The 18,988-nt window shown below is 67.6% G+C and carries 18 protein-coding genes; 5 read left to right on the top strand and 13 right to left on the bottom strand.

Annotation, left to right across the window (positions count from 1 at the left end):
• Positions 1-73 precede the first annotated feature (73 nt).
• From pheT to rpmI, 4 genes are all read right to left on the bottom strand, one after another.
• A complete protein-coding gene (pheT, locus tag V5F66_RS12895) occupies positions 74-2,488 on the bottom strand; it encodes a phenylalanine--tRNA ligase subunit beta (RefSeq protein ID WP_394093998.1) in 2,415 nt (804 codons plus the stop codon).
• A 12-nt stretch (positions 2,489-2,500) separates the two neighbouring features.
• Entirely contained in the window at positions 2,501-3,610 is a 1,110-nt protein-coding gene (gene pheS / locus V5F66_RS12890) for a phenylalanine--tRNA ligase subunit alpha (RefSeq protein ID WP_041576651.1), read from the bottom strand.
• A gap of 170 nt (positions 3,611-3,780) precedes the next feature.
• Complete coding sequence (rplT, locus tag V5F66_RS12885) at positions 3,781-4,143, bottom strand: 50S ribosomal protein L20 (RefSeq protein WP_012113955.1); 363 nt, start codon at positions 4,141-4,143, stop codon at positions 3,781-3,783.
• Between the two features lie 30 nt (positions 4,144-4,173).
• On the bottom strand, positions 4,174-4,374 hold the full coding sequence (rpmI, locus tag V5F66_RS12880; protein WP_041575364.1) for a 50S ribosomal protein L35: 201 nt from the start codon (positions 4,372-4,374) through the stop codon (positions 4,174-4,176).
• 411 nt (positions 4,375-4,785) lie between these two features.
• Here rpmI and V5F66_RS12875 point away from each other — a divergent pair, with 411 nt between their 5' ends.
• A complete protein-coding gene (locus V5F66_RS12875; protein WP_198139288.1) occupies positions 4,786-5,397 on the top strand; it encodes a BA14K family protein in 612 nt (203 codons plus the stop codon).
• Positions 5,398-5,462: 65 nt separating this feature from the next.
• Here the strand turns inward: V5F66_RS12875 and V5F66_RS12870 are convergent, their stop codons facing one another.
• The 4 genes from V5F66_RS12870 to infC form a co-directional block, all read right to left on the bottom strand.
• Positions 5,463-6,359 (bottom strand): glycosyltransferase family 25 protein, encoded by an 897-nt coding sequence (locus V5F66_RS12870; RefSeq protein ID WP_041575366.1) that lies wholly within the window; start codon positions 6,357-6,359, stop codon positions 5,463-5,465.
• 151 nt (positions 6,360-6,510) lie between these two features.
• The gene (locus V5F66_RS12865) at positions 6,511-7,659 is read right to left on the bottom strand and encodes a radical SAM protein (RefSeq protein WP_198139230.1); all 1,149 of its coding nucleotides are present in this window, start codon (positions 7,657-7,659) and stop codon (positions 6,511-6,513) included.
• Positions 7,574-8,500, bottom strand: a complete 927-nt coding sequence (locus tag V5F66_RS12860; RefSeq protein WP_041575368.1) for a glycosyltransferase family 25 protein — start codon at positions 8,498-8,500, stop codon at positions 7,574-7,576. Before V5F66_RS12860 ends, V5F66_RS12865 begins: the two co-directional genes overlap by 86 nt.
• 411 nt (positions 8,501-8,911) lie before the next feature.
• The gene (gene infC / locus V5F66_RS12855) at positions 8,912-9,436 is read right to left on the bottom strand and encodes a translation initiation factor IF-3 (RefSeq protein WP_012113959.1); all 525 of its coding nucleotides are present in this window, start codon (positions 9,434-9,436) and stop codon (positions 8,912-8,914) included.
• A 307-nt stretch (positions 9,437-9,743) separates the two neighbouring features.
• Here infC and V5F66_RS12850 point away from each other — a divergent pair, with 307 nt between their 5' ends.
• From V5F66_RS12850 to V5F66_RS12840, 3 genes are all read left to right on the top strand, one after another.
• Positions 9,744-10,607, top strand: a complete 864-nt coding sequence (locus V5F66_RS12850) for a DUF3108 domain-containing protein (RefSeq protein ID WP_393999281.1) — start codon at positions 9,744-9,746, stop codon at positions 10,605-10,607.
• Between the two features lie 243 nt (positions 10,608-10,850).
• Positions 10,851-12,254, top strand: coding sequence for a glutamine synthetase family protein (locus tag V5F66_RS12845; protein WP_012113961.1), 1,404 nt, complete (start codon positions 10,851-10,853; stop codon positions 12,252-12,254).
• 8 nt (positions 12,255-12,262) lie between these two features.
• A complete protein-coding gene (locus tag V5F66_RS12840) occupies positions 12,263-13,582 on the top strand; it encodes an NAD(P)/FAD-dependent oxidoreductase (RefSeq protein ID WP_394093997.1) in 1,320 nt (439 codons plus the stop codon).
• A 42-nt stretch (positions 13,583-13,624) separates the two neighbouring features.
• Here the strand turns inward: V5F66_RS12840 and V5F66_RS12835 are convergent, their stop codons facing one another.
• The 3 genes from V5F66_RS12835 to V5F66_RS12825 all read right to left on the bottom strand — a co-directional run bounded on the left by V5F66_RS12835 (position 13,625) and on the right by V5F66_RS12825 (position 15,836).
• Positions 13,625-14,008 (bottom strand): hypothetical protein, encoded by a 384-nt coding sequence (locus tag V5F66_RS12835; protein ID WP_012113963.1) that lies wholly within the window; start codon positions 14,006-14,008, stop codon positions 13,625-13,627.
• Positions 14,009-14,150: 142 nt separating this feature from the next.
• Positions 14,151-14,894, bottom strand: a complete 744-nt coding sequence (locus V5F66_RS12830) for a TerC family protein (RefSeq protein WP_012113964.1) — start codon at positions 14,892-14,894, stop codon at positions 14,151-14,153.
• A complete protein-coding gene (locus tag V5F66_RS12825; RefSeq protein ID WP_012113965.1) occupies positions 14,895-15,836 on the bottom strand; it encodes a lipid kinase in 942 nt (313 codons plus the stop codon). It abuts the gene before it with no gap.
• Between the two features lie 541 nt (positions 15,837-16,377).
• On the opposite strand from V5F66_RS12825, the gene V5F66_RS12820 reads away from it, so the two are divergent.
• A complete protein-coding gene (locus V5F66_RS12820; RefSeq protein WP_012113966.1) occupies positions 16,378-17,082 on the top strand; it encodes a TetR/AcrR family transcriptional regulator in 705 nt (234 codons plus the stop codon).
• A gap of 45 nt (positions 17,083-17,127) precedes the next feature.
• On the opposite strand, the gene V5F66_RS12815 is transcribed toward V5F66_RS12820, so the two are convergent.
• Together V5F66_RS12815 and V5F66_RS12810 are read right to left on the bottom strand one after the other, a co-directional pair.
• Positions 17,128-17,580 (bottom strand): VOC family protein, encoded by a 453-nt coding sequence (locus V5F66_RS12815; RefSeq protein WP_012113967.1) that lies wholly within the window; start codon positions 17,578-17,580, stop codon positions 17,128-17,130.
• Between the two features lie 20 nt (positions 17,581-17,600).
• Positions 17,601-18,917: a PA0069 family radical SAM protein gene (locus V5F66_RS12810; RefSeq protein WP_394093996.1), complete on the bottom strand. Its 1,317-nt coding sequence runs from the start codon at positions 18,915-18,917 to the stop codon at positions 17,601-17,603.
• Positions 18,918-18,988 lie beyond the last annotated feature (71 nt).

Here is an 18,988-nt window from a genome sequence, read left to right as displayed (position 1 = left end):
CGTCCCCTTTCGCAAATTGCATTCGCGGCGGTGCAGCATGAGCGCCGCCGCGAATGGGGAGGGGTGCGTCGGGTCAGCCCCGCAGCGTGGCGCCGGTCTTCTTGGTGACTTCCGCCACGATGCGGCCCGCCACCTCCTCGATGTCCTTGTCGGTCAAGGTGCGTTCGCGCGGCTGGAGGGTGACCTCCACCGCCACCGACTTCTTGTCGGGGTCGATGCCCTTGCCCTCATAGAGGTCGAACAGGCCCACGGCGGTGACCAGCTTCCTGTCAGCGCCCTGGGCGGCCTTCAGGATATCCGCCGCCGCCACCTCGCGGCCCACCACGAAGGCGAAGTCGCGCTTCACCGCCTGGAAGGCGGAGAGGTCGAGATTGGGCTTCACCCGCGTGGCCTTGGCCTTGGGCTCGGGGATCTTGTCGAGGATGATCTCGAACGCCACCAGCGGGCCGGCCACGTCCAGCGCCTCCAGCACGGCGGGATGGATCTCGCCGAAATGGGCCATGGCGTTGGAGCCGAGGCGCAGCGTGCCCGAGCGGCCGGGATGGTACCAGCCCGGCGCATCGGTGGTGACCTGAAGGTTCGCCACCGGTGCCCCGCAGGCGGCGAGCGCCGCAGTGGCATCGGCCTTGGCGTCGAACACGTCCACCGCGCCGGCGGTGCCGGACCAGTGGCGGCCGGCGCCCGCGGGCTTCGCCGTGCCGCGCCGCAGGCCCGTGGCGGCCTGGCGCTGGCCGGTGGGGGTGTCGTCGAGGAAGATCTGGCCGACCTCGAACAGCGCCGCGTCGGCAAAGCCGCGCGCCGCATTGGTGCCGGCCGCCTTGATGAGGCCCGGCAACAGGCTCGGCCGCATGTCCGAAAGCTCGGCGGCGATGGGGTTGGACAGGGCCAGCGCCGGCGCGCCGCCGCCGAACATCCTGGCGGCCTCCTGGCTGACGAAGGACCAGGTGACCGCCTCTACCATGCCGCGCGCCGCCAGTGCCCGGCGGGCCTTGCGGCTCCTCAGCTGGAGCGGGGTCAGCACCGCCTTGCGGGCATCCTCCCCGCGCGGCAGCTCGGTGGCGGGCACGCGATCGAGGCCGAGGATGCGCACCACCTCTTCCACCAGGTCCGCCTTGCCCTCGATGTCGCCGCGCCAGGAGGGTGGCACCACGTCCAGCACCGGCGCCGCGCCGGAGACGGCGAAGCCGAGCGCCTCCAGCACGTCGCGGATCTCCTGTTCGGAGGCTTCCAGCCCGGCAAGGCGCTTCACCTCGGACAGGGGGAAGCGAATCGTGCGCGCGGTGCCCGGAATGGCGCCGGCCAGCACCACCTCGGAGGCATCGCCGCCGCAGATCTCCTGAATGAGATGGGTGGCGAGCTCCAGCCCCGGCAGGGTGAAGGCCGGGTCCACGCCGCGCTCGAAGCGGAAGCGGGCATCGGAGTTGATGCCAAGCGTGCGCCCGGTCCGGGCGATATTGATGGCATCCCACAGGGCGGATTCGATCACCACGTCGGTGGTGCCCTCGTCGCAGCCGGAGGCTTCCCCGCCCATGATGCCGGCAAGGCTCTCCACGCCGTTCTCGTCGGCGATGACGCACATGGTCTCGTCCAGCGCGTAGGTCTTGCCGTCCAGCGCCAGCAGGGTCTCGCCCGGCCGGCCCCGGCGCACCGCGAGATTGCCCTTCACCTTGGCGAGGTCGAAGACGTGGAGCGGCCGGTTGCGGTCGAACGTCATGAAATTGGTGACGTCCACCAGCGCGTTGATGGGGCGAAGCCCGATGGCGCGCAAGCGGTCCTGCATCCATTGCGGCGAGGGGCCGTTCTTCACCCCCTTCACCACCCGAAGGGCGAAGGCCGGGCAGAGCGAGCCGGTCTCGCCGAATTCCAGCGTGACGCCCAGCGGCGCGGGGAAGGTGCCGTCCACCGGCTTCACCTTCGGCGCCATCAGCTCGCCGAGGCCGGCGGCGGCAAGGTCCCGTGCCACGCCGGCGACGCCGAGGCAGTCGGCGCGGTTGGGGGTCACGGCGATTTCCACCACCGGATCGTTGAGGCCCAGCACCTCGGCGAAGGGGGCGCCGGGGGTGGCGTCCTCCGGCAGCTCCAGGATGCCGTCATGCTCTTCCGACAGGCCCAGCTCGCGGGCCGAGCACAGCATGCCGCGGCTTTCCACGTCGCGGATCTTGCCGATCTTCAGCTCCAGCCCGGAGGTGGGAATGACCGTGCCCGGCGCCGCGAACACGGTCTTCAGCCCCGCCCGCGCATTGGGCGCGCCGCACACCACCTGGATGGGGTCACCATTTCCGATGGAGACGGTGCAGACCTTCAGCTTGTCGGCGTTGGGATGCTTTTCGGCCGTGAGCACCTCGCCCACCACGAAGGGCGCGAGCTGCCTGGCCTTATCCTCCACCCCCTCGACCTCCAGGCCGATGAGGGAGAGGCGCTCGACGATGGCGTCGAACGAGGCGGTGGGCTCAAGGTGGTCCTGGAGCCAGGAGAAGGTGAATTTCATGGGTCCTGCTCCTTACGCGCTCAGGCCGCCGGCGAGGGTCGGGAAATCCAGCGGGCGGAAGCCGTAGTGGGAGAGCCAGCGCACGTCGGCCTCGAAGAAGGCGCGCAGGTCGCTCATGCCGTATTTCAGCATGGCGATGCGGTCGATGCCCATGCCCCAGGCAAAGCCCTGGTATTCGTCCGGGTCGAGCCCGCAATTGCGCAGCACGTTAGGGTGCACCATGCCGCAGCCGAGGATCTCCAGCCAGTCCGAGCCCTCGCCGAAGCGGATCTCGCCAGGGCGGGAGCGGTCGCACTGGATGTCCACTTCCATGGATGGCTCGGTGAAGGGGAAGAAGGACGGGCGGAAGCGCATCTTCACCCCCTCCACCTCGAAGAAGGACTTGCAGAATTCCTCCAAAATCCACTTCAGGTGGCCAAGGTGCGCGCCCTTGTCGATCACCAGCCCCTCCACCTGGTGGAACATGGGCGTGTGGGTCTGGTCACTGTCGCAGCGATAGGTGCGACCGGGGCAGATGACGCGGATGGGCGGCGTCTTGGTCTGCATGGTGCGCACCTGCACCGGAGAGGTGTGGGTGCGCAGCACCTTGCGCTGCCCGTCGGCGCCGGGGGGCAGGAAGAAGGTGTCGTGCATCTCCCGCGCCGGATGGCCAGGGGGGAAGTTCAACGCGGTGAAATTGTGGAAGTCGTCCTCGATGTCCGGGCCTTCCGCCACCGAGAAACCCATGTCGGCGAAGATGGCGGTCAGTTCCTCCATCACCTGGGCGATGGGGTGGACGCGGCCGGTCTCGGCGGCGGCCTCGCGGACCGGCAGGGTCACGTCCACCTTTTCGGTGGCGAGGCGGGCTTCCAGGGCCTTGGTCTTCAGCGCCGAGCGGCGATGGGTGATGAGGCCGGTCACCCGGTCGCGCAGCCCGTTGATGGCCGGGCCCATGACCTTGCGTTGGTCCGGGCTCATGGTGCCGAGCGACTTGAGCAGCTCCGAGACCGAGCCCTTCTTGCCGAGGGCGGCGATGCGCACCTCTTCGAGGCCGGCTTCATCCTCGGCGCCCAGGATGGCGCTCGCGATGTCTTGCTCCAGGTCCGTGATGGCGCCCTGGTCGGTCACGTCGATGTCGGACATGTCGATGCTCATGAAGTTCTGGAACACCCGCGGGGTCGGGCGGGCGCGGGTCCTGGACGGTTGCGCCGCTTATAGACGGGGGCCGCCCAAACGCAAAAGCCCCGGACGGATGACCGCACGGGGCTCTTGAAGGTCTCGGAAGACGGGATGGAAGCTCAGGCGAGCCCGGCTCAGGCCAGCGCGGCCTTGGCCTTCTCCACCAGGGCCTTGAACGCGTCGGGCTCGTGGATGGCGATATCCGAGAGCACCTTGCGGTCGACCTCGATCCCGGCCTTGCCGAGACCATCGATAAATCGCGAATAGGTCAGGTCGAGATCAAGCGCGCGCACACCGGCGTTGATGCGCTGGATCCAGAGCGCACGGAAGTTGCGCTTCTTAACCTTGCGGTCGCGGTAGGCATACTGCATCGACCGTTCGACGGCCGACTTGGCAGCGCGGATGGTATTCTTGCGACGGCCGTAAAAGCCCTTGGCGGCTTCAAAGACCTTCTTGTGCTTGGCGTGCGAGGTAACGCCACGTTTGACGCGGGCCATGGAAAAACTCCTTCAGATCGCGGTGCGGCGTCAGCCGTTCGGCAGGAACGACTTGCGGATGATCCGTCCATCGCACTCGGCGAGGATGGTCGTGCCGCGCTGGTTGCGGATCTGGCTGTTGGTCCGCTTGATCATGCCATGGCGCTTGCCGGCCTGGCCCGCGATCACTTTTCCCGTACCCGTCAGGCGGAAGCGTTTCTTGGCTCCCGACTTGGTCTTCATCTTGGGCATTTGGCTCTCCGTGGCATGGGTTCGCCACGCCTTGCGGCGGGGAACGCTCAGCCTCTTGTTGCTGTTGAGCGATATGAGCCAGCGCGGCAGCCCTTGTTCGCCGGCCGGCTCGAAGGCGGCAGTCGTTACAGGAGGATGACGGGAAAGGCAAGCGCCCGCAGGCGCCGTGGCCGCGAGTGGGTGCTGCGGCGCGAGGGAATTTGTGTAGTGCATCGTCACGCAGGCTTGAACGCGGGCGGTCCGAATTTGAGCAACGGCAACAACTTCGCCGCGTTGTAGCCGTAAGTTACCAAAGGTCCGGCGAAACAATCGACACAAATTCCGCCGAGCCTGTATCGCGTTAAGGGAGTGAGCATCATGTTCGGAACGAAAAGAGTGGCACTGCTCGCGGCCGCGATCGTCGCTGGTAGCATGCTCTCGTTTTCCGGAGCGCCCGCCAGCGCGCAGGCGCTGCGGCTCGGTCTCGTGAACGCAGACATGCAGAACAGCGCCGCGGCCGTGGACACCGTCGCCTACCGCGGCGGGCCGTATCGTGGCGGCGGCGTGAGAATGGGTGGTCCCCGCTACGGCGGTGGCGCGCGCATGGTTGGGCCGCGCTATGGCGGCGCGCGTTATGTGGGGCCCCGTGCCGTCGGCCCCCGCTATGTGGGTGGCTATCATCCGGGCTTTCGTCCTGGTCCGGTTCGCCCGGGCTGGGGTCCGGGACGTCCCGGCTGGGGTCCTGGCGGGCCTGGCTGGGGTCATCCGGGCTGGCGCCCGCCGCCGGGCGCGTGGGGTCCGGGTGCGTGGCGTCCCGGTTGGGGCTGGTACCGGCCGGGCTGGGGCTGGGGCTATTATAACAACAGCGGCGCGTGGATCGCGCTCGGCGTCGCCAGCGGCCTTGCCCTGGGTGCCGTGGCTGCCACGGCGGAGCCGGTCTACGGCGACGATGCGGTGGCCTACTGCGCGCAGCGCTACCGCTCCTACAATCCGGCAACCGGCACCTACACCGGCTATGACGGCTACCAGCATCCCTGTCCCTGAGCGGGACGGGGCTTGAGCGACTGCAGCCCGGCGCCTGGCGCCGGGCTGAGCTATCAGGTCAGCGATCAGGGTTTGGCGGGTGCCAGAGTTCTGGTGTCCTGTGCGTCGTCGACCGAAATCGCCGCGGCCGCGACTGGAAGGATGGGCCCCGAGAAGGGAATGGGCCGCCAGGACCGCCCCACGATGAGGCGATCGTAGAGCGTCCTTGCCGAACCGAGAGACCGTCTCCGCCAGCGGCCGACCTCGCGCAGGCATTTTTCCGGAAATGACCGAACGACCTTCATCTTGGGAGCCGGGGGAACGGGGTCTCGACCCAGAACGCGGACAAGCCGGTCAGGCTGCAGATCCGACTGGGCGAGCTTGGTTTGCTGCGATGGATGGTAAAGGTCCGCCTGAATGCACAGGCCCGGCCGCATCTGGTACCTGATGCTCGGAAAGTAATTGGGGCTGTTCACCGCGAACATGATGTCGTCGATCGGCTCGACGAAGGTCGTCAGGCTGCGAACGGCACGTTCAGCGAAGCCGCGGGTGATGATGCACGCCGCGGAGCCATGATGGCGTGAATAGAGCGCATGGACCCGGTGGCCCGCCAGCCCGCAGCGCCGCGCCCGCCCAACGAGCGATTTCTGAAGCCCTGTTTCCAGCCGCACGATGTCAGCATCCGCGGGCAGGTGGCGCGGATCCTCAAGCAGGAGCTTTGCGCGCGGCGCGATGAGGACATCGTCCTCGAGGATCAGGCAGCGGTTCTCACCAGTCTCCAGAAACCGCTGCCACGCCTTGCGATGGCTCATGGCGCACGCGATCTCGACGGGGGTGATCAGGTCAGTGCCCTGCCCCACGTCCTCGCGTTGCCCATCGACAGCTTCGATCCGCTCAAACGCCAAGCCGAGGGCATCCAGCTGGCCGCGCATGAAGGCGAGACGGTCAGGCCGGCGCGCCAGGTTGATGACGAAAATCAGCATGGGCCTGTATAAGGATGCGATCTGAGGTCGTGCAATCTTTTGGCGGAGCTTCACTGCCATACCGTGAATGCCGCCGGCGCCGCGCGCAGATGCAGACTGCGCGGGTGAAGGCCCTGCCAAGGTTTGGCGCGGCAGGATCGGGGGCCGCAGCTCATGGCAGGGGCCGCTCGGTGAAGCGGGCGACCGCCTGGATGCCCGACATGATCTTCCAGGTGAGGTCGCCTGCGATCCCGAGGTCGGGGCGCATGGGCGTGGCGTTGGCCTGGTGGTCGAGCATCTTCTGACGGCCCGCCACGGTGCTGCTCTCGCGCTTCACGGAATGGCTGATGCCGCAGAACTGGTTGCAGGAGCGCATCAGCTTGCGGATGTTGTCGGCGCCGAGCCAGAACCGCTTCAGGTCGCCGCTGCGCTCCAGGGTCTTGCCGGGAAAGCCGCCGGAAAAGCACAGGCGGGCCACGCCATAGTGATTGACCATGATGTTGCGGTCGTAGGAGTTGCAGATGTGCTCCTGCGTCGCCGTCTTGGAATGCCAGCCGCGGCCGAGGTCCTGCGCGCCGTAAAGCGAGCGGAAATACATGCCCACCTGCGCCACCCAAAGCGGATTGTAGCCGAGGCCGTACTTAGCGTCGCACTGGTTCAGGATCGCCACCAGCTCGTCGGGATCGACCTGGGTCTGCGCAGCGAAGAACGGGTCCTGCTCGCCGGCCTGGCCGAAGCTGGGCTGGAGGAAGTTCAGCTTGAGCTTGTCGGCGCCAATGTCGTTCAGGACCAGGTCGTAGAAGGCGTCGATGGAGCGGTAATTGTCGCCGAAGATGAGCCCCATCACATAGATGCGGGTCTTGTCCTGCGCGTTCAGGCGCTTGCGCGCCGCCACCAGCAGCCGCAGGGCGCGGACCGCCTTGTCGAAGGCGCCGGGCACGCCGCGGGTCTCGTCATGCTGCGCCGGGAACGGGCTGTTGAGCGAGATGGAAATCTCGTGCGGCCCCTCCAGAATCATGCGCTCGGCGAGCTTGTCCTCGCGGATGCGCGTGCCATTGACCACCGAGAGGGCATTGATGCCGTTGCTGCGGCAGGCCTTTGTCAGGGTGAAGTAATCTTCCAGGTCGAGCATGGGCTCGCCGCCGCAGATCACCACGTTGCCGTTGGGATTGAGCTGCGAGAATTCGGCGATCAGCTGCGAGCGTCCGGCGACCGAGAGATAGTTCGCCCGGTCGTCATCGGTCCGTTGCCAGAAGTCGCAGTGCTTGCACTTCAGGTTGCACCGCTTGTTCACTTCCAGAAACAGAAAGCGCGGCGGCAACAGCCGGGAGGATCCCGTCGGCGAAGGGGACGTCGCGCAAGACGCGTCCGACAATGAACCGTGCATGGAGAAACTCCGCTTTGGCCCTGCTTCGGCGCCACCATCGGGCAACCTCTCGCAGACATTTTTCCGGAACCGAACGCTTCACCTTGACCCGTGGACGCGTCACGTTCCGGTAGTTCTGCTCGCGCCGGACCTGGCGAACGTGACGATCCATCTCCAGGTCGGACCGGGAGATGGGGGTGCTTTGCGCCGGCTCATACAGTTCCGCCTGAAGGCATACGCCGGGGCGCAGCTGGAAGCAGACGTTCGGATAATAGTTCGGGCTCTTTGGCTCGAACAGGACATCGTCCAACGGCTCGGCGAACACGGCGAGATCGCGCACCGCGCGCTCGGCGCATGCGCGGGTGATGATATAGGCGGCGCAGCCATGGTGCCGCGACAGCAGCCGGTGCGCCTTGAAGCCGGGCGGGCCGCAGCGCCGGCCGCGTCCCAGGACCGAATGCTGCAATCGCGTCTCCAGCCGCAGGATCTCGGCTCCCTCGGGGAAGCTCCGCGGATCCTCGACGAAGCGCTTGGTCTGCGGCGCGATGAGCACGTCGTCCTCAAGGATGAGGCAATGGCTCTCGCCGCTGGCGAGGAAACGCATCCAGGCCTTGCGGTGGCTGAGGGCACAGGCGCGCTCGACCGGGGTGATGAGGTCGGTGCCCGGCCCCAGATCCACCGCCTTGCCGTCGATGGCGTCGATCCGCTCGAACGCAATTTCAAGCGCATCCAGCTGGTTGCGCATGAAGGCGAGGCGATCCGGGCGCCGGGCAAGATTGATCAGCAGAACCAGCATTCAGGCCATAAGCACGAATTGGAATAGTCCGTGTCTAGCAAACTGCCCTTGGGTCGCAACTCGATTTCAAACGGAGCGCCGATCGGGACGGTATCAAAGTGCGGGACGCGGTTATTCTGTGGGTGCCGTGTGCGAAAGATGTCGCACAACCGATCCCATTTCGAGGGTGGTGCAAGGCAACGCTTTCGCGCGATCGCGAACCCCATGTCGGGTCAAAAAAGAGCCCGTACGGATCAGATCGCGGTGCAATCTGATCCGTACGGGCTCTTGGGTGCTTGGGTGATGCCCAGGTGCTGCCTGAAGCGAAGTAGCGTTCGCCGCAGGTCCCGTTCGGTCGGCTGCCCTCAGCCGTCAGCGAGGATCACCTGATCGATGCGATCACCCGGGTAAAGGGCTCACCTGGGAAACATATCACCTGGGCGACAGGATCATGATCATCTGCCGGCCTTCGAGCATGGGCTCGGCTTCCACCTTGGCGATGGCGGCGACATCCTCCTTCAGCTTCTGAAGCAGCTTGAAGCCGATGTCCTGGTGCGCCATCTCGCGGCCGCGGAAGCGCAGGGTGACCTTCACCTTGTCGCCTTCCTCGAAGAAGCGCTCCATGGAGCGCATCTTCACCTCGTAATCGTGGGTGTCGATGCCGGGGCGGAGCTTGATTTCCTTGACCTCCACCACCTTCTGCTTCTTGCGGGCCTCGCTCGCCTTCTTCTGGTTCTGGTATTTGAACCGGCCGTAGTCGAGGATCTTGCAGACGGGGGGCGCGGAATTCGGCGAGATCTCGACAAGGTCGAGGCCGGCTTCCTGCGCAAGGGTGAGAGCATCGCGAATGGCCACCACGCCGCGGTTTTGCCCATCCTGGTCGATCAGCTGGACTTCGCGGATGCGGATTTCCTCGTTGACGCGCGGACCATCCTTCTCCGGCGCGACGGGTCTCATGGGGCGACGAATGGCTTTTCACTCCTCAGACATTGACGAAATACCCGAGGCGAATGGGCCACGGCGCCGGCTCCTGCCGTCGTCTGCGCAACCCGCGTCTCAGGGTAGGCTGGAAAGATCGTGACAAACGGTCGTAAAGTCAATGACCCATGAGGATTCGCGGGGCGTTCTTGCGGCACTGGTGCGCGGTTTTCCGGAGCGGAGGCGAGCCACAGTTCAGCCGCCTTCCCTGCGCATCAGTAACGATACGGCCGATCCGCGGGCCTTTCCCGTGGGCAACCGGCCTTTCCGGCCACGGACGCACCTGATGACCAACGCCCGTTCCGCCTTCCTGTCCGCGCGCTCCTTCGCGGCGGCTGGCGCCCTGTTCGCCGGCACTCTTCTGGCATCGTCCGACGCGGCCCGTGCCGACGGACGCCTCGAAGCCAAATACACGCTCACGGTGGGCAGCGTGGAACTGGGGCGCGGCTCCATCGTGGTGGAGGCGGGGGATACAGCCTACGAAATCACCGGCGCCGCCCGCGTCACCGGCGTGCTGCGCGCGGTTTCCTCCGGCAAGGGCGCCGCGGCCTCACGCGGCGCGCTGTCCGGCGGCAAGATGGTGCCTCGCATCTATGCCATGAACGCCGAGGCCGACGGCAAGGCCGAGACCGCCCGCATCGCCATCGCCGGCGGCGCGGTGAAGGAGATGGACGTGGAGCCGCCGCTGAAGCCGGTGCCCGACCGGGTGCCGCTGACGCCCGACACGCTCCAGAACGTCATCGATCCCATGAGCGGGGCCTTCATCTACGTGCCCGGCACCGCCGACCTCCTCTCCGCCGCCGCCTGCGACCGCTCGATCCCGGTGTTCGACGGCCGCCAGCGCTACGATCTCAAGCTCTCGTTCCTGCGCACGGAAAAGGTGAAGACCGAGGGCTATGCCGGCCCGGCCGTGGTGTGCGGCGTGCGTTACAGCCCCATCGCCGGCCATCGGCCGACCCGGTACACAGTGAAATACATGGAAGAGAACAAGGACATGCAGGTGTGGCTGGTGCCCGTCGCCGGGACCCGCCTGCTGGCGCCCTTCAAGGTGTCGGTGGCCACCATGATCGGCACCGCCGTGCTGACCGCCTCCTCGTTCGAAACCCAGGAGAAGACCGGCACCGTCCCGGTGAGCGCCCCGCGCCCCTGAATCGTCACGGCCCGAATCCGCCTTGCGGCCTGTCGCACCCCCACAGGTCGTAGGGGGAGAAGCGGGAACCTTCCGATGGGTTCGATTCGGTCGCGATTCGTTCGATGCCTGTTCCCTCCCGGTCCCGGATCGGGACGGGCCCCGGGATGCAGCGGGAGCGCGGCCGCGACGGCGCCGCGTTGACACCCGCCATGGCGCAGGTGTTCCCTCATCAGGCGTGAGCGGTTCACGCGTGAGGGCATCATGGCGAAACGCAGCAAGGGCGCGCAGAAGATTCCGGTGACGGCGCCGCGGGGTGTCAATTCCCTCGCCGAGGCCAAGGCCTGGATGGCCAGCCGGGGCATCACCGAGATCGAGTGCACCGTTCCCGATCTTGCGGGCGTCGCCCGCGGCAAGATCATGCCGGCCTCGAAATTCTTCTCCTCCCCGGTGATGAACCTGCCCCTGTCGGTCTTCTTCCAGACCATTTCGGGCGAGTATCCGGACTATGAAGGCCTGGTGGATTCGGTGGTCGCCGACAGCGACCTGGTGATGGAGCCGGACCTCGCCACCCTGTGCTCGGTGCCGTGGGCGCAGGACCCCACCGCCCAGGTGATCCACGACGCCTTCCACCGCGACGGGCGCCCGGTGGAGCTGGCGCCGCGGCAGGTGCTGCGCCACGTCATCTCGCTCTACGAGAAGAAGGGCTGGAAGCCGGTGGTGGCGCCGGAAATCGAATTCTATCTGGTGGAACCCAACACCGATCCCGACTATCCGCTGAAGCCGCCGGTGGGCCGCTCAGGGCGTCCCGAGATCGGCCGCCAGTCCTATTCCATCCAGGCGGTGAACGAGTTCGATGCCCTGTTCGAGGACATCTACGACTATTCGGAAGCCCAGGGGCTGGAGATCGACACGCTGATCCACGAGGACGGCGCCGCGCAGATGGAGATCAACCTGCGCCACGGCGATCCGCTCACGCTGGCCGACCAGGTGTTCCTGTTCAAGCGCACCATCCGCGAGGCGGCGCTGGCGCACAAGATCTACGCCACCTTCATGGCCAAGCCCATCGCCAACGAGCCGGGCAGCGCCATGCACATCCACCAGTCGGTGATCTCGGCGCAGACCGGCAAGAACATCTTCTCGGACGAGGACGGCGACCCGACGCCGGAATTCTTCTCCTTCATCGCCGGCCACCAGAAATACCTGCCGTCGGTCATGTGCATCATGGCGCCCTATGTGAATTCCTACCGGCGGCTGACGCGCGATTCCATGGCGCCCATCAACCTGCAATGGGGCTACGACAACCGCACCGCAGGCCTGCGCGTGCCGCCCTCCACCCCCGAGGCGCGGCGGCTGGAGAACCGGGTGCCGTCCTCCGACGCCAATCCCTATCTCGTCATCGCCGCCTCCCTGGCCTGCGGCTATCTCGGCCTCACCGAGAACCTGCGCGCCACCGATCCGCTGGAAGGTGACGCCAAGAACCTCGACTTCGACCTGCCGCGCGGCCTGCTGGAGGCGGTGGCGGCCTTCTCGGACAGCGAGCCCCTCGCCGAGGTCCTCGGCCATCGCTTCGTTGCCGCCTATGCCGCGGTGAAGCAGGCCGAGTTCGAGACCTTCATGCGGGTGATCTCGCCGTGGGAGCGGGAATATCTGCTGCTGAACGTCTGAGCGCGCGCATGGCAGGCGAGGCTCAATCCATGCCGCCGACGGGGCTCGATCCCGCCGGGCACGCGCCGTCCTGGTACGCGGCGACGGCCATCGCCTGTCCCGCCTTTCCCGCGCTCGCGGGGGAGGTGAAGGCGGGCGTGTGCATCCTCGGCGGTGGCTACACCGGCCTCTCCGCCGCGTTGCATCTGGCGGAAGCCGGCTTCGACGTAGTGGTGCTGGAGGCGGCGCGCGTCGGCTCGGGGGCTTCGGGCCGCAATGGCGGGCAGCTGCATTCCGGCCAGCGCCACGGCCAGGATGTGATCGAGAAGGCCGTGGGCCTCGACGACGCGAAGAAGCTGTGGGACCTCGCCGAGGAGGGCAAGGCGCTGGTCCATGGCCTGATCGCGCGCCACGGCATGGCGTGCGACCTGAAGAGCGGCCTCATCCATGCCGACCACAAGCCGCACTTCGTGAAGGAGAGCCACGACTACGCCCGCCTGCTGCGGGACCGCTACGGCTATGACGCGGTCGACCCGCTGACCCGCGAGGAGATCCGCGCCCTGGTGGGCACCGATGCCTATCATGGCGGAGTGATCGACCGGAAAGCCGGCCATCTCCACCCGCTCAATTTCGCCCTTAGTCTCGCCAGGGCGGCGGCCGGGGCCGGCGCGCGGATCTTCGAGGGCACCCGCGCCGTGGCCGTGAAGGAGGAGGGGGCGGGGGTCACCGTCACCACCGCGGGCGGCGCCGTGGTGCGCGCCGGCTTCCTGCTGGAATGCGGCAACGGTCTCATGGACGGCTTCGACCGGCGGGTGGACACCCATGTCATGCCCATCTGCAACTACATCATCGCCACCGAGCCTCTTGGGGCGCGGGCGCGGGAGATCATCGCCAATGACGCGGCGGTGGCGGATAGCCGCTTCGTCATCAATTATTTCCGCCTGAGCGGCGACGGCCGGCTGCTGTTCGGCGGCGGCGAGAGCTACCGGCGGGGTCTGCGGACCGACGTGGCCGGCTTCGTGCGGCCCTATATGCTGCGGATCTTCCCGCAGCTTCAGGACGTGCGCATCGACTATGCCTGGGGCGGGGTGCTCGCCATCACCCTCAATCGCATGCCGTTCGTGCGCCGGCTGTCGGACAAGGTGCTGGTCTCGGCCGGCTACAGCGGGCAGGGGGTGGCGCTGGCACCCCTGTTCGGCAAGATCCTGGCCGAGGCGGTGAAGGGACAGCTGGAGCGCTTCGACCTGCTCCAGCGCCTGCCGGTGCCGCCGTTTCCCGGCGGCCGGCTCATGCGCTATCCGCTGCTGGTGGCGGGCCTCAGCTATTACGCCATGCGCGACCGGCTCTGACCTGAGCCGGTCCACCCCGCACCTGAAAAGCTCCGGTCGGGCTCAGTTCAGCCCGCCGAGCCGCCGCGCCTCGGCGAGGGCCTTGAGGCAGCCCGCCTCGTCGCCACCGGCCTGGAGGTTAATGGCCTGGTTGAGCGCGCCATAGGCGCCGCTGTCCGGCGGCGTGAGGCCAGCGGCGGCCAGCGAGCCGGGGGTCGGCTGCTGGTCGGTCTGCGCACCGATGGTCTGTTCCTGGGACGGCGGCTTCTTGGGCGCGGGCTCGCGCGCCTTCAGCTGGGCCTGCACGGTGACGATCTGCTCCAGGCATGCCTCGGCGCGGGCAGGGGCCGACCAGGCGGCAAGAGCCAGCGCCGCGGTGAGCGCACAGGCGGTGCCGAGCACCGCAGGACGAGCGCAGGCGGTGCGAGATGCAAACAGGGCGATCATTCTCGACCTCGAAGACGGAATTCGGGCCGGCAGGGCCGGCCCGAAGCGAGCATAGAGAGGCGCGAGCCGCCTTGCCATTGGCCTTGCTCAAATGGCGGCGCGCCGGCCGCCATTTGTCGGCAAAGACGGGACTGGGCCGCGCTCAATGCCCGCCGGAGGCCGGGCGGCGCCGGCGGGACAGCATGTTGAGCGCCTCGATGGCGGCGGAAAACGCCATGGCCGCGTAGATGTAGCCCTTGGGCACGTGAGCGCCGAAGCCTTCCGCGATCAGCGTCATGCCGATCATGATGAGGAAGCCCAGCGCCAGCATCACCACGGTGGGATTGGCCTCGATGAACTTCGCCAGCGGATCTGCGGCCAGCAGCATGCAGGTCACCGCCGCGATCACCGCGATGATCATGATGGGGATGTGCTCGGTCATGCCCACGGCAGTGATGATGCTGTCGATGGAGAACACGAGGTCCAGCATCAGGATCTGGGCGATGGCCGCGGTAAAGCCGATGGTGACCTTGGCTTCCTGCACGTCCTCGGCATGGGTGCGCGGGTCCACATTGTGGTGGATCTCCGTGGTCGCCTTCCACACCAGGAACAGGCCGCCAGCGATGAGGATGAGGTCGCGCCAGGAGAAGCCGTGCCCGAACACCTCGAAGATGGGCGCGGTCAGCTTCACGATGATGGCGACGGTGCCCAGCAGCGCCAGCCGCATGACGAGCGCGAGGCCGATGCCGATGCGCCGGGCCTTGGTGCGGTACTGGGGCGGCAGCTTGTTGGTGAGGATGGAGATGAAGATGAGGTTGTCGATGCCGAGCACCACTTCCATGGCCACCAGCGTCACCAGGGCCACCCACGCGGCGGGGTCGGCGGCGAGTTGAAGGAGGTAGTCCATCTAGGCAGAACCTTCGGGCAAGAGGTTGGGGGAGAAGGCTGAGGCACCGGCGGGAGCCGGCGTATAAACGTGGATGGCGCCGGGCCGGATCCGGAAATGGGCCGGGGTAAAGGTGACCAGCTCGCCGTCGGTGTTCACCGGGCGCGGCCGGCTGGTGCGCACCACCACCTCGGTGGTGCGGAAGGCGCGCACGTCGTCCCACGCCCCCTGGGTGCCGCGCCGCAGCGCCGGCAGCAGCGCGAGCAGGCGCCACCAGTGGTCCACTTCGAGGCTGTAGAAATCGAGCCGGCCGTCGTCGGCGGTGGCGGTGGCTTCCACCGTCATGCCGCCGCCATAGTGCCGGCCGTTGCCCACGGACACCTGCAGGGTGCGCACCTGCTCCACTGTTCCGTCATGCTCGATGAAGGCGGTGAACAGGCGCGACTGCATCAGCAGGCGCGCGGCCACGATGCCGTAGCCGAGCACGCCGAAGCGGCGCTTGGCCTCATGGGTCAGCGCGCGGGCGAGATCGGCGGAAAAGCCGATGCTGGCCACATTGAGGAAGGCATGGCCGTTCACCTCGCCGAGGTCCATGGGCCGTGGTGCGCCGGCCAGGATCACGTCGGCGGCAGCCGCGAGGTCGCTGGGGATGGCGAGGGTGCGCGCGAAATCGTTGGCGGTGCCAAGCGGCAGCACGCCCAACGGCAGCTGGGTGTCGAACAGGCCCGAGGTGGCCGCGTTCAGCGTGCCGTCGCCGCCGCCGAGGATGACGAGGTCGGCGTCGCCGGCGCGGGCGCGGATGGTGTCGGAGATGGCGGCGGCACCGGGCCATCGCACGTCGGTGAGGTCCAGGTCGCGCGCCAGACGCTCGCGCACGCCGCCAAGCGACGCGGTGCCGTGGCGCGCGCCGGGATTGACCAGGAACAGCGCGCGGCGCCGGTGGGGAGGGCGCGGGACTGTCATGTCCGGTGGGGGGCGATCATGGGCCAGGGTTTCCGGTGAGTGCTGAGCACGCGGTGATCCGACATCGCGCAGCGGAACTGCGCCAGAGGGGCCCGGATCGGTCTCGATAAGGTAAGGCGCTGCGCGCGACGGCCAAGGTGATGTGGCAGAATGTCGCAGCAACGGGCGCGGCCTTCCGGTCCGGCAGGGCACCGGATGGTCAAGGCGCGCGGCCTTGTTACGCGAACAGATCTGAAGGGAGACCCGAAAAATTTGGGGGAGGAGAGCGGGGGCGTTGCTCTCCTCCCCCTGGTTCGATCAAGACGCGGGTTGCGGTGCCGCGGCATTGACCGAACGGTTCGGTTCGGTGCTTATGGTTTAGCGCAGCATGGATGGCTTTGCAAGAGAGAACTGAACGGTTCGGTCGGTTTTGGGTGGCGGCCTCCTGTTGCGGCGATGTCACCTCGTTCCGGCGTATCGCGGGGGTGCCGTACTCGGTGCTTGCGCGCCGGTGCTGTGATCCCGCAAGAACGTAGGGCTGGAAAGAAAGAGACGTGGGAGTATGACCGACATCGGAGGCGCCGACCTCAAGCTGCGCAGTTCGGATCCGCGGGACACGGTGGCGCGGGACGCGGGACATGGCGCGGGCCAGGACCCGGAAAAGCGTAGCCAGATCCTGTCCGGCGCCCGCCAGGTGTTCTTCGAGCGCGGCTTCGATGCGGCCAGCATGGGCGACATCGCCCGCGCCGCCGGGGTCTCCAAGGGCACGCTCTACGTCTATTTCGAGAACAAGGAGGATCTCTTTTCCGCCCTCGTCGGGAGCGAGTGCGAGGAGACCGCCGAGCGCATGTTCGTGCTCGACGCCGAGGAGGAGGACGTGGAAACCGCCCTCACCAAGCTCGGCTATTCCTTCGTCCATGCCATCCTGCGGCCGAGCAGCATCGCGCTCCTGCGCACGGTGATCGCCATCTCGGCCAAGTTTCCCGACATCGGCCGCCGCTTCTTCGAGGCGGGCCCCTGCGAGGGGATCTCGCGCCTGTCGGTCTATCTCGCCGCCAAGGTGGAGCAGGGCGTGCTCGACATCGACGACGTGTCGCAGGCGGCGAGCCAGTTCCTCACCCTGTGCAAGGACGGAGTGACCATCCCCGCCCTCGTCGGCGCGCCCGACGCACCCGATCCCGAGGCGGTGGAGAAATCGGTGAAGGGGGCGGTGCGCGTCTTCATGCGCGCCTATGGCGCCAGCCGCCCTCGACCGCAAGGCTCGTAGTGCGAGGGGGCTCGGCGTGATGGCGCCTCGTCCGAACATGAGCCTTCATGAAGCGGCCCGCTCCGGCACTGTGAGCCGGCCTTCGGCATCGAACGGGAAGAAGGGGTTGTGCGCCACTTCCCACAGGTGCCCGTCGGGATCGGCGAAATAGCCGCTGGTACCGCCCCAGAACACCTTCTGCGCTGGCTTGACCTCTTTGCCTCCGGCCGCCACGGCGCGGGCGATCACGAGCGCGACCGCGGCTTCCTGCGCCACATTGCAGGCGAGGGTCTGGCCGCTGAAGGGCTGCGGCGGCGTGTCGGCCAAGGAGGCGTCGTCGGCAAGGCGGTCGCGCGGATACAGGCTCAGCACCACATGCCCGGCGAGGAAGAAGGCGACGCCCTGCGTGTCCAGGTCCCGCCGCTCCAGTCCCATCGCGATGTAGAAGGCGATGGCGCGGCCAAGGTCGCCGACCCCCAGGGTGACGAGATGCAGGCGAAGCGCGGGTGCCGGCGGCATGGGCATCTCCATGGGGCTCTTCAATCGAACAGGCTGAGCTGCACGCCGGCCGGCTTGGGGCGGCGGAAATGGGCGGTGGTCAGCTTCAGCCCGCGCCCGGCGAGGCCGAGCCGCCGTGCCGCGATCTCGAAGCGGCGGCCCACGGTCCAGGCATAGGGGCCGTCTCCCCGCATCCGCTTTCCGAAGGCGGAGTCATAGTCCTTTCCGCCGTGCATCTGGCGGATCAGGCCGAGCACGTGCCGCGCCTTGTCCGGGAAGTGGGTCACCAGCCATTCGCGGAACAGGTCGGCGATCTCCAGCGGCAGGCGCAGCATGACATAGCCCGCCTCGCTGGCGCCGGCGGCCTTGGCGGCATCGAGGATGCGCTCCACCTCCATGTCGTTGAGCGCCGGAATGAGCGGGGCGGTGAGCACCGCAGTGGGAATGCCCGCATCGGCGAGGCGGCGGATGGTGCCGAGCCGCACATGGGGGCTCGCCGCCCGCGGCTCCATGGTGCGGGCCAGATGCGGATCGAGGGTGGTGATGGAGATGGCCACCTTGACGAGGCCCTTCTCGGCCATGGGGGCGAGGATGTCGATGTCGCGCGCCACCAGTCCCGACTTGGTGACGATGCCCACCGGATGGCCGAACTCGGCGAGCACCTCAAGCAGGCGGCGGGTGACCTCGTAGCGCTTTTCGATGGGCTGGTAGGGATCGGTGTTGGTGCCCATGGCGATGACGCGGGGCTGGTAGGAAGCCTGGGACAGCTCCCGCGCCAGCAGTTCCGGTGCGTCCGGCTTCACGAACAGCTTGGTCTCGAAATCGAGGCCCGCCGACAGGCCGTGATAGGCGTGGGTCGGCCGGGCGAAGCAATAGACGCAGCCGTGCTCGCAGCCCCGATAGGCGTTGATGGAGCGATCGAAGGCGACATCCGGCGACTGGTTGCGGGTGATGACCGTGCGTGCGCGCTCTTCCATCACCTGCGTGCGCAGGGGCGGCAGGTCCTCCAGGCTCTGCCAGCCGTCGTCGAACAGGATGCGGGCGGCCGGCTCGAAGCGGCCGGCGGCGTTGGAGACCGCGCCCCGTCCGCGCCGGCGCTCCCCGTCCACCACGCTCCCGACCTCTCCGTCGAGAGCTGGGGGGACCACGGGGGGCGGTGCGGCCTTTTCCTGCGCGAGGCGCCCGAGGATGCGATTGGCGCGCGGCTCGTTCACCGAGAGGGCCGCCGCCTTGGCCTTGGGTCCCGCAGCCTTGGGTCCCGCGGTCTTGGGGCCGGCCGGCCGTGGGCCGCGTGCGGCACGCGCCGCGGCGACGGTGGTGCCGGCAGGATCGAGGAGGGAATCGCGCTCACGGCTCATGGGAAAAAAGGTAGCACCCGAACCGGAACGAAACAAGAACATTAACGCGCCGGAGCGGCCTTTCCCATTGC

The sequence above is a fragment of the Xanthobacter versatilis genome, from assembly GCF_043193975.1.
GTDB classification, from domain to species: Bacteria; Pseudomonadota; Alphaproteobacteria; order Rhizobiales; family Xanthobacteraceae; genus Xanthobacter; species Xanthobacter autotrophicus_E.
Note: the sequence above shows the minus strand (reverse complement) of the source record. Positions and strands in the feature narration are given on the sequence as shown.

Bases quoted from the DNA above. Each gene is read 5' to 3' on its own strand.
- pheT (WP_394093998.1), bottom strand. From the start codon at position 2,488: ATGAAATTCACCTTCTCCTGGCTCCAGGACCACCTTGAGCCCACCGCC.
- pheS (WP_041576651.1), bottom strand. From the start codon at position 3,610: ATGTCCGACATCGACGTGACCGACCAGGGCGCCATCACGGACCTGGAG.
- rplT (WP_012113955.1), bottom strand. From the start codon at position 4,143: ATGGCCCGCGTCAAACGTGGCGTTACCTCGCACGCCAAGCACAAGAAG.
- rpmI (WP_041575364.1), bottom strand. From the start codon at position 4,374: ATGCCCAAGATGAAGACCAAGTCGGGAGCCAAGAAACGCTTCCGCCTG.
- V5F66_RS12875 (WP_198139288.1), top strand. From the start codon at position 4,786: ATGCTCTCGTTTTCCGGAGCGCCCGCCAGCGCGCAGGCGCTGCGGCTC.
- V5F66_RS12870 (WP_041575366.1), bottom strand. From the start codon at position 6,359: ATGCTGATTTTCGTCATCAACCTGGCGCGCCGGCCTGACCGTCTCGCC.
- V5F66_RS12860 (WP_041575368.1), bottom strand. From the start codon at position 8,500: ATGCTGGTTCTGCTGATCAATCTTGCCCGGCGCCCGGATCGCCTCGCC.
- infC (WP_012113959.1), bottom strand. From the start codon at position 9,436: ATGAGACCCGTCGCGCCGGAGAAGGATGGTCCGCGCGTCAACGAGGAA.
- V5F66_RS12850 (WP_393999281.1), top strand. From the start codon at position 9,744: ATGACCAACGCCCGTTCCGCCTTCCTGTCCGCGCGCTCCTTCGCGGCG.
- V5F66_RS12845 (WP_012113961.1), top strand. From the start codon at position 10,851: ATGGCGAAACGCAGCAAGGGCGCGCAGAAGATTCCGGTGACGGCGCCG.
- V5F66_RS12840 (WP_394093997.1), top strand. From the start codon at position 12,263: ATGGCAGGCGAGGCTCAATCCATGCCGCCGACGGGGCTCGATCCCGCC.
- V5F66_RS12835 (WP_012113963.1), bottom strand. From the start codon at position 14,008: ATGATCGCCCTGTTTGCATCTCGCACCGCCTGCGCTCGTCCTGCGGTG.
- V5F66_RS12830 (WP_012113964.1), bottom strand. From the start codon at position 14,894: ATGGACTACCTCCTTCAACTCGCCGCCGACCCCGCCGCGTGGGTGGCC.
- V5F66_RS12825 (WP_012113965.1), bottom strand. From the start codon at position 15,836: ATGACAGTCCCGCGCCCTCCCCACCGGCGCCGCGCGCTGTTCCTGGTC.
- V5F66_RS12820 (WP_012113966.1), top strand. From the start codon at position 16,378: ATGACCGACATCGGAGGCGCCGACCTCAAGCTGCGCAGTTCGGATCCG.
- V5F66_RS12815 (WP_012113967.1), bottom strand. From the start codon at position 17,580: ATGCCGCCGGCACCCGCGCTTCGCCTGCATCTCGTCACCCTGGGGGTC.
- V5F66_RS12810 (WP_394093996.1), bottom strand. From the start codon at position 18,917: ATGAGCCGTGAGCGCGATTCCCTCCTCGATCCTGCCGGCACCACCGTC.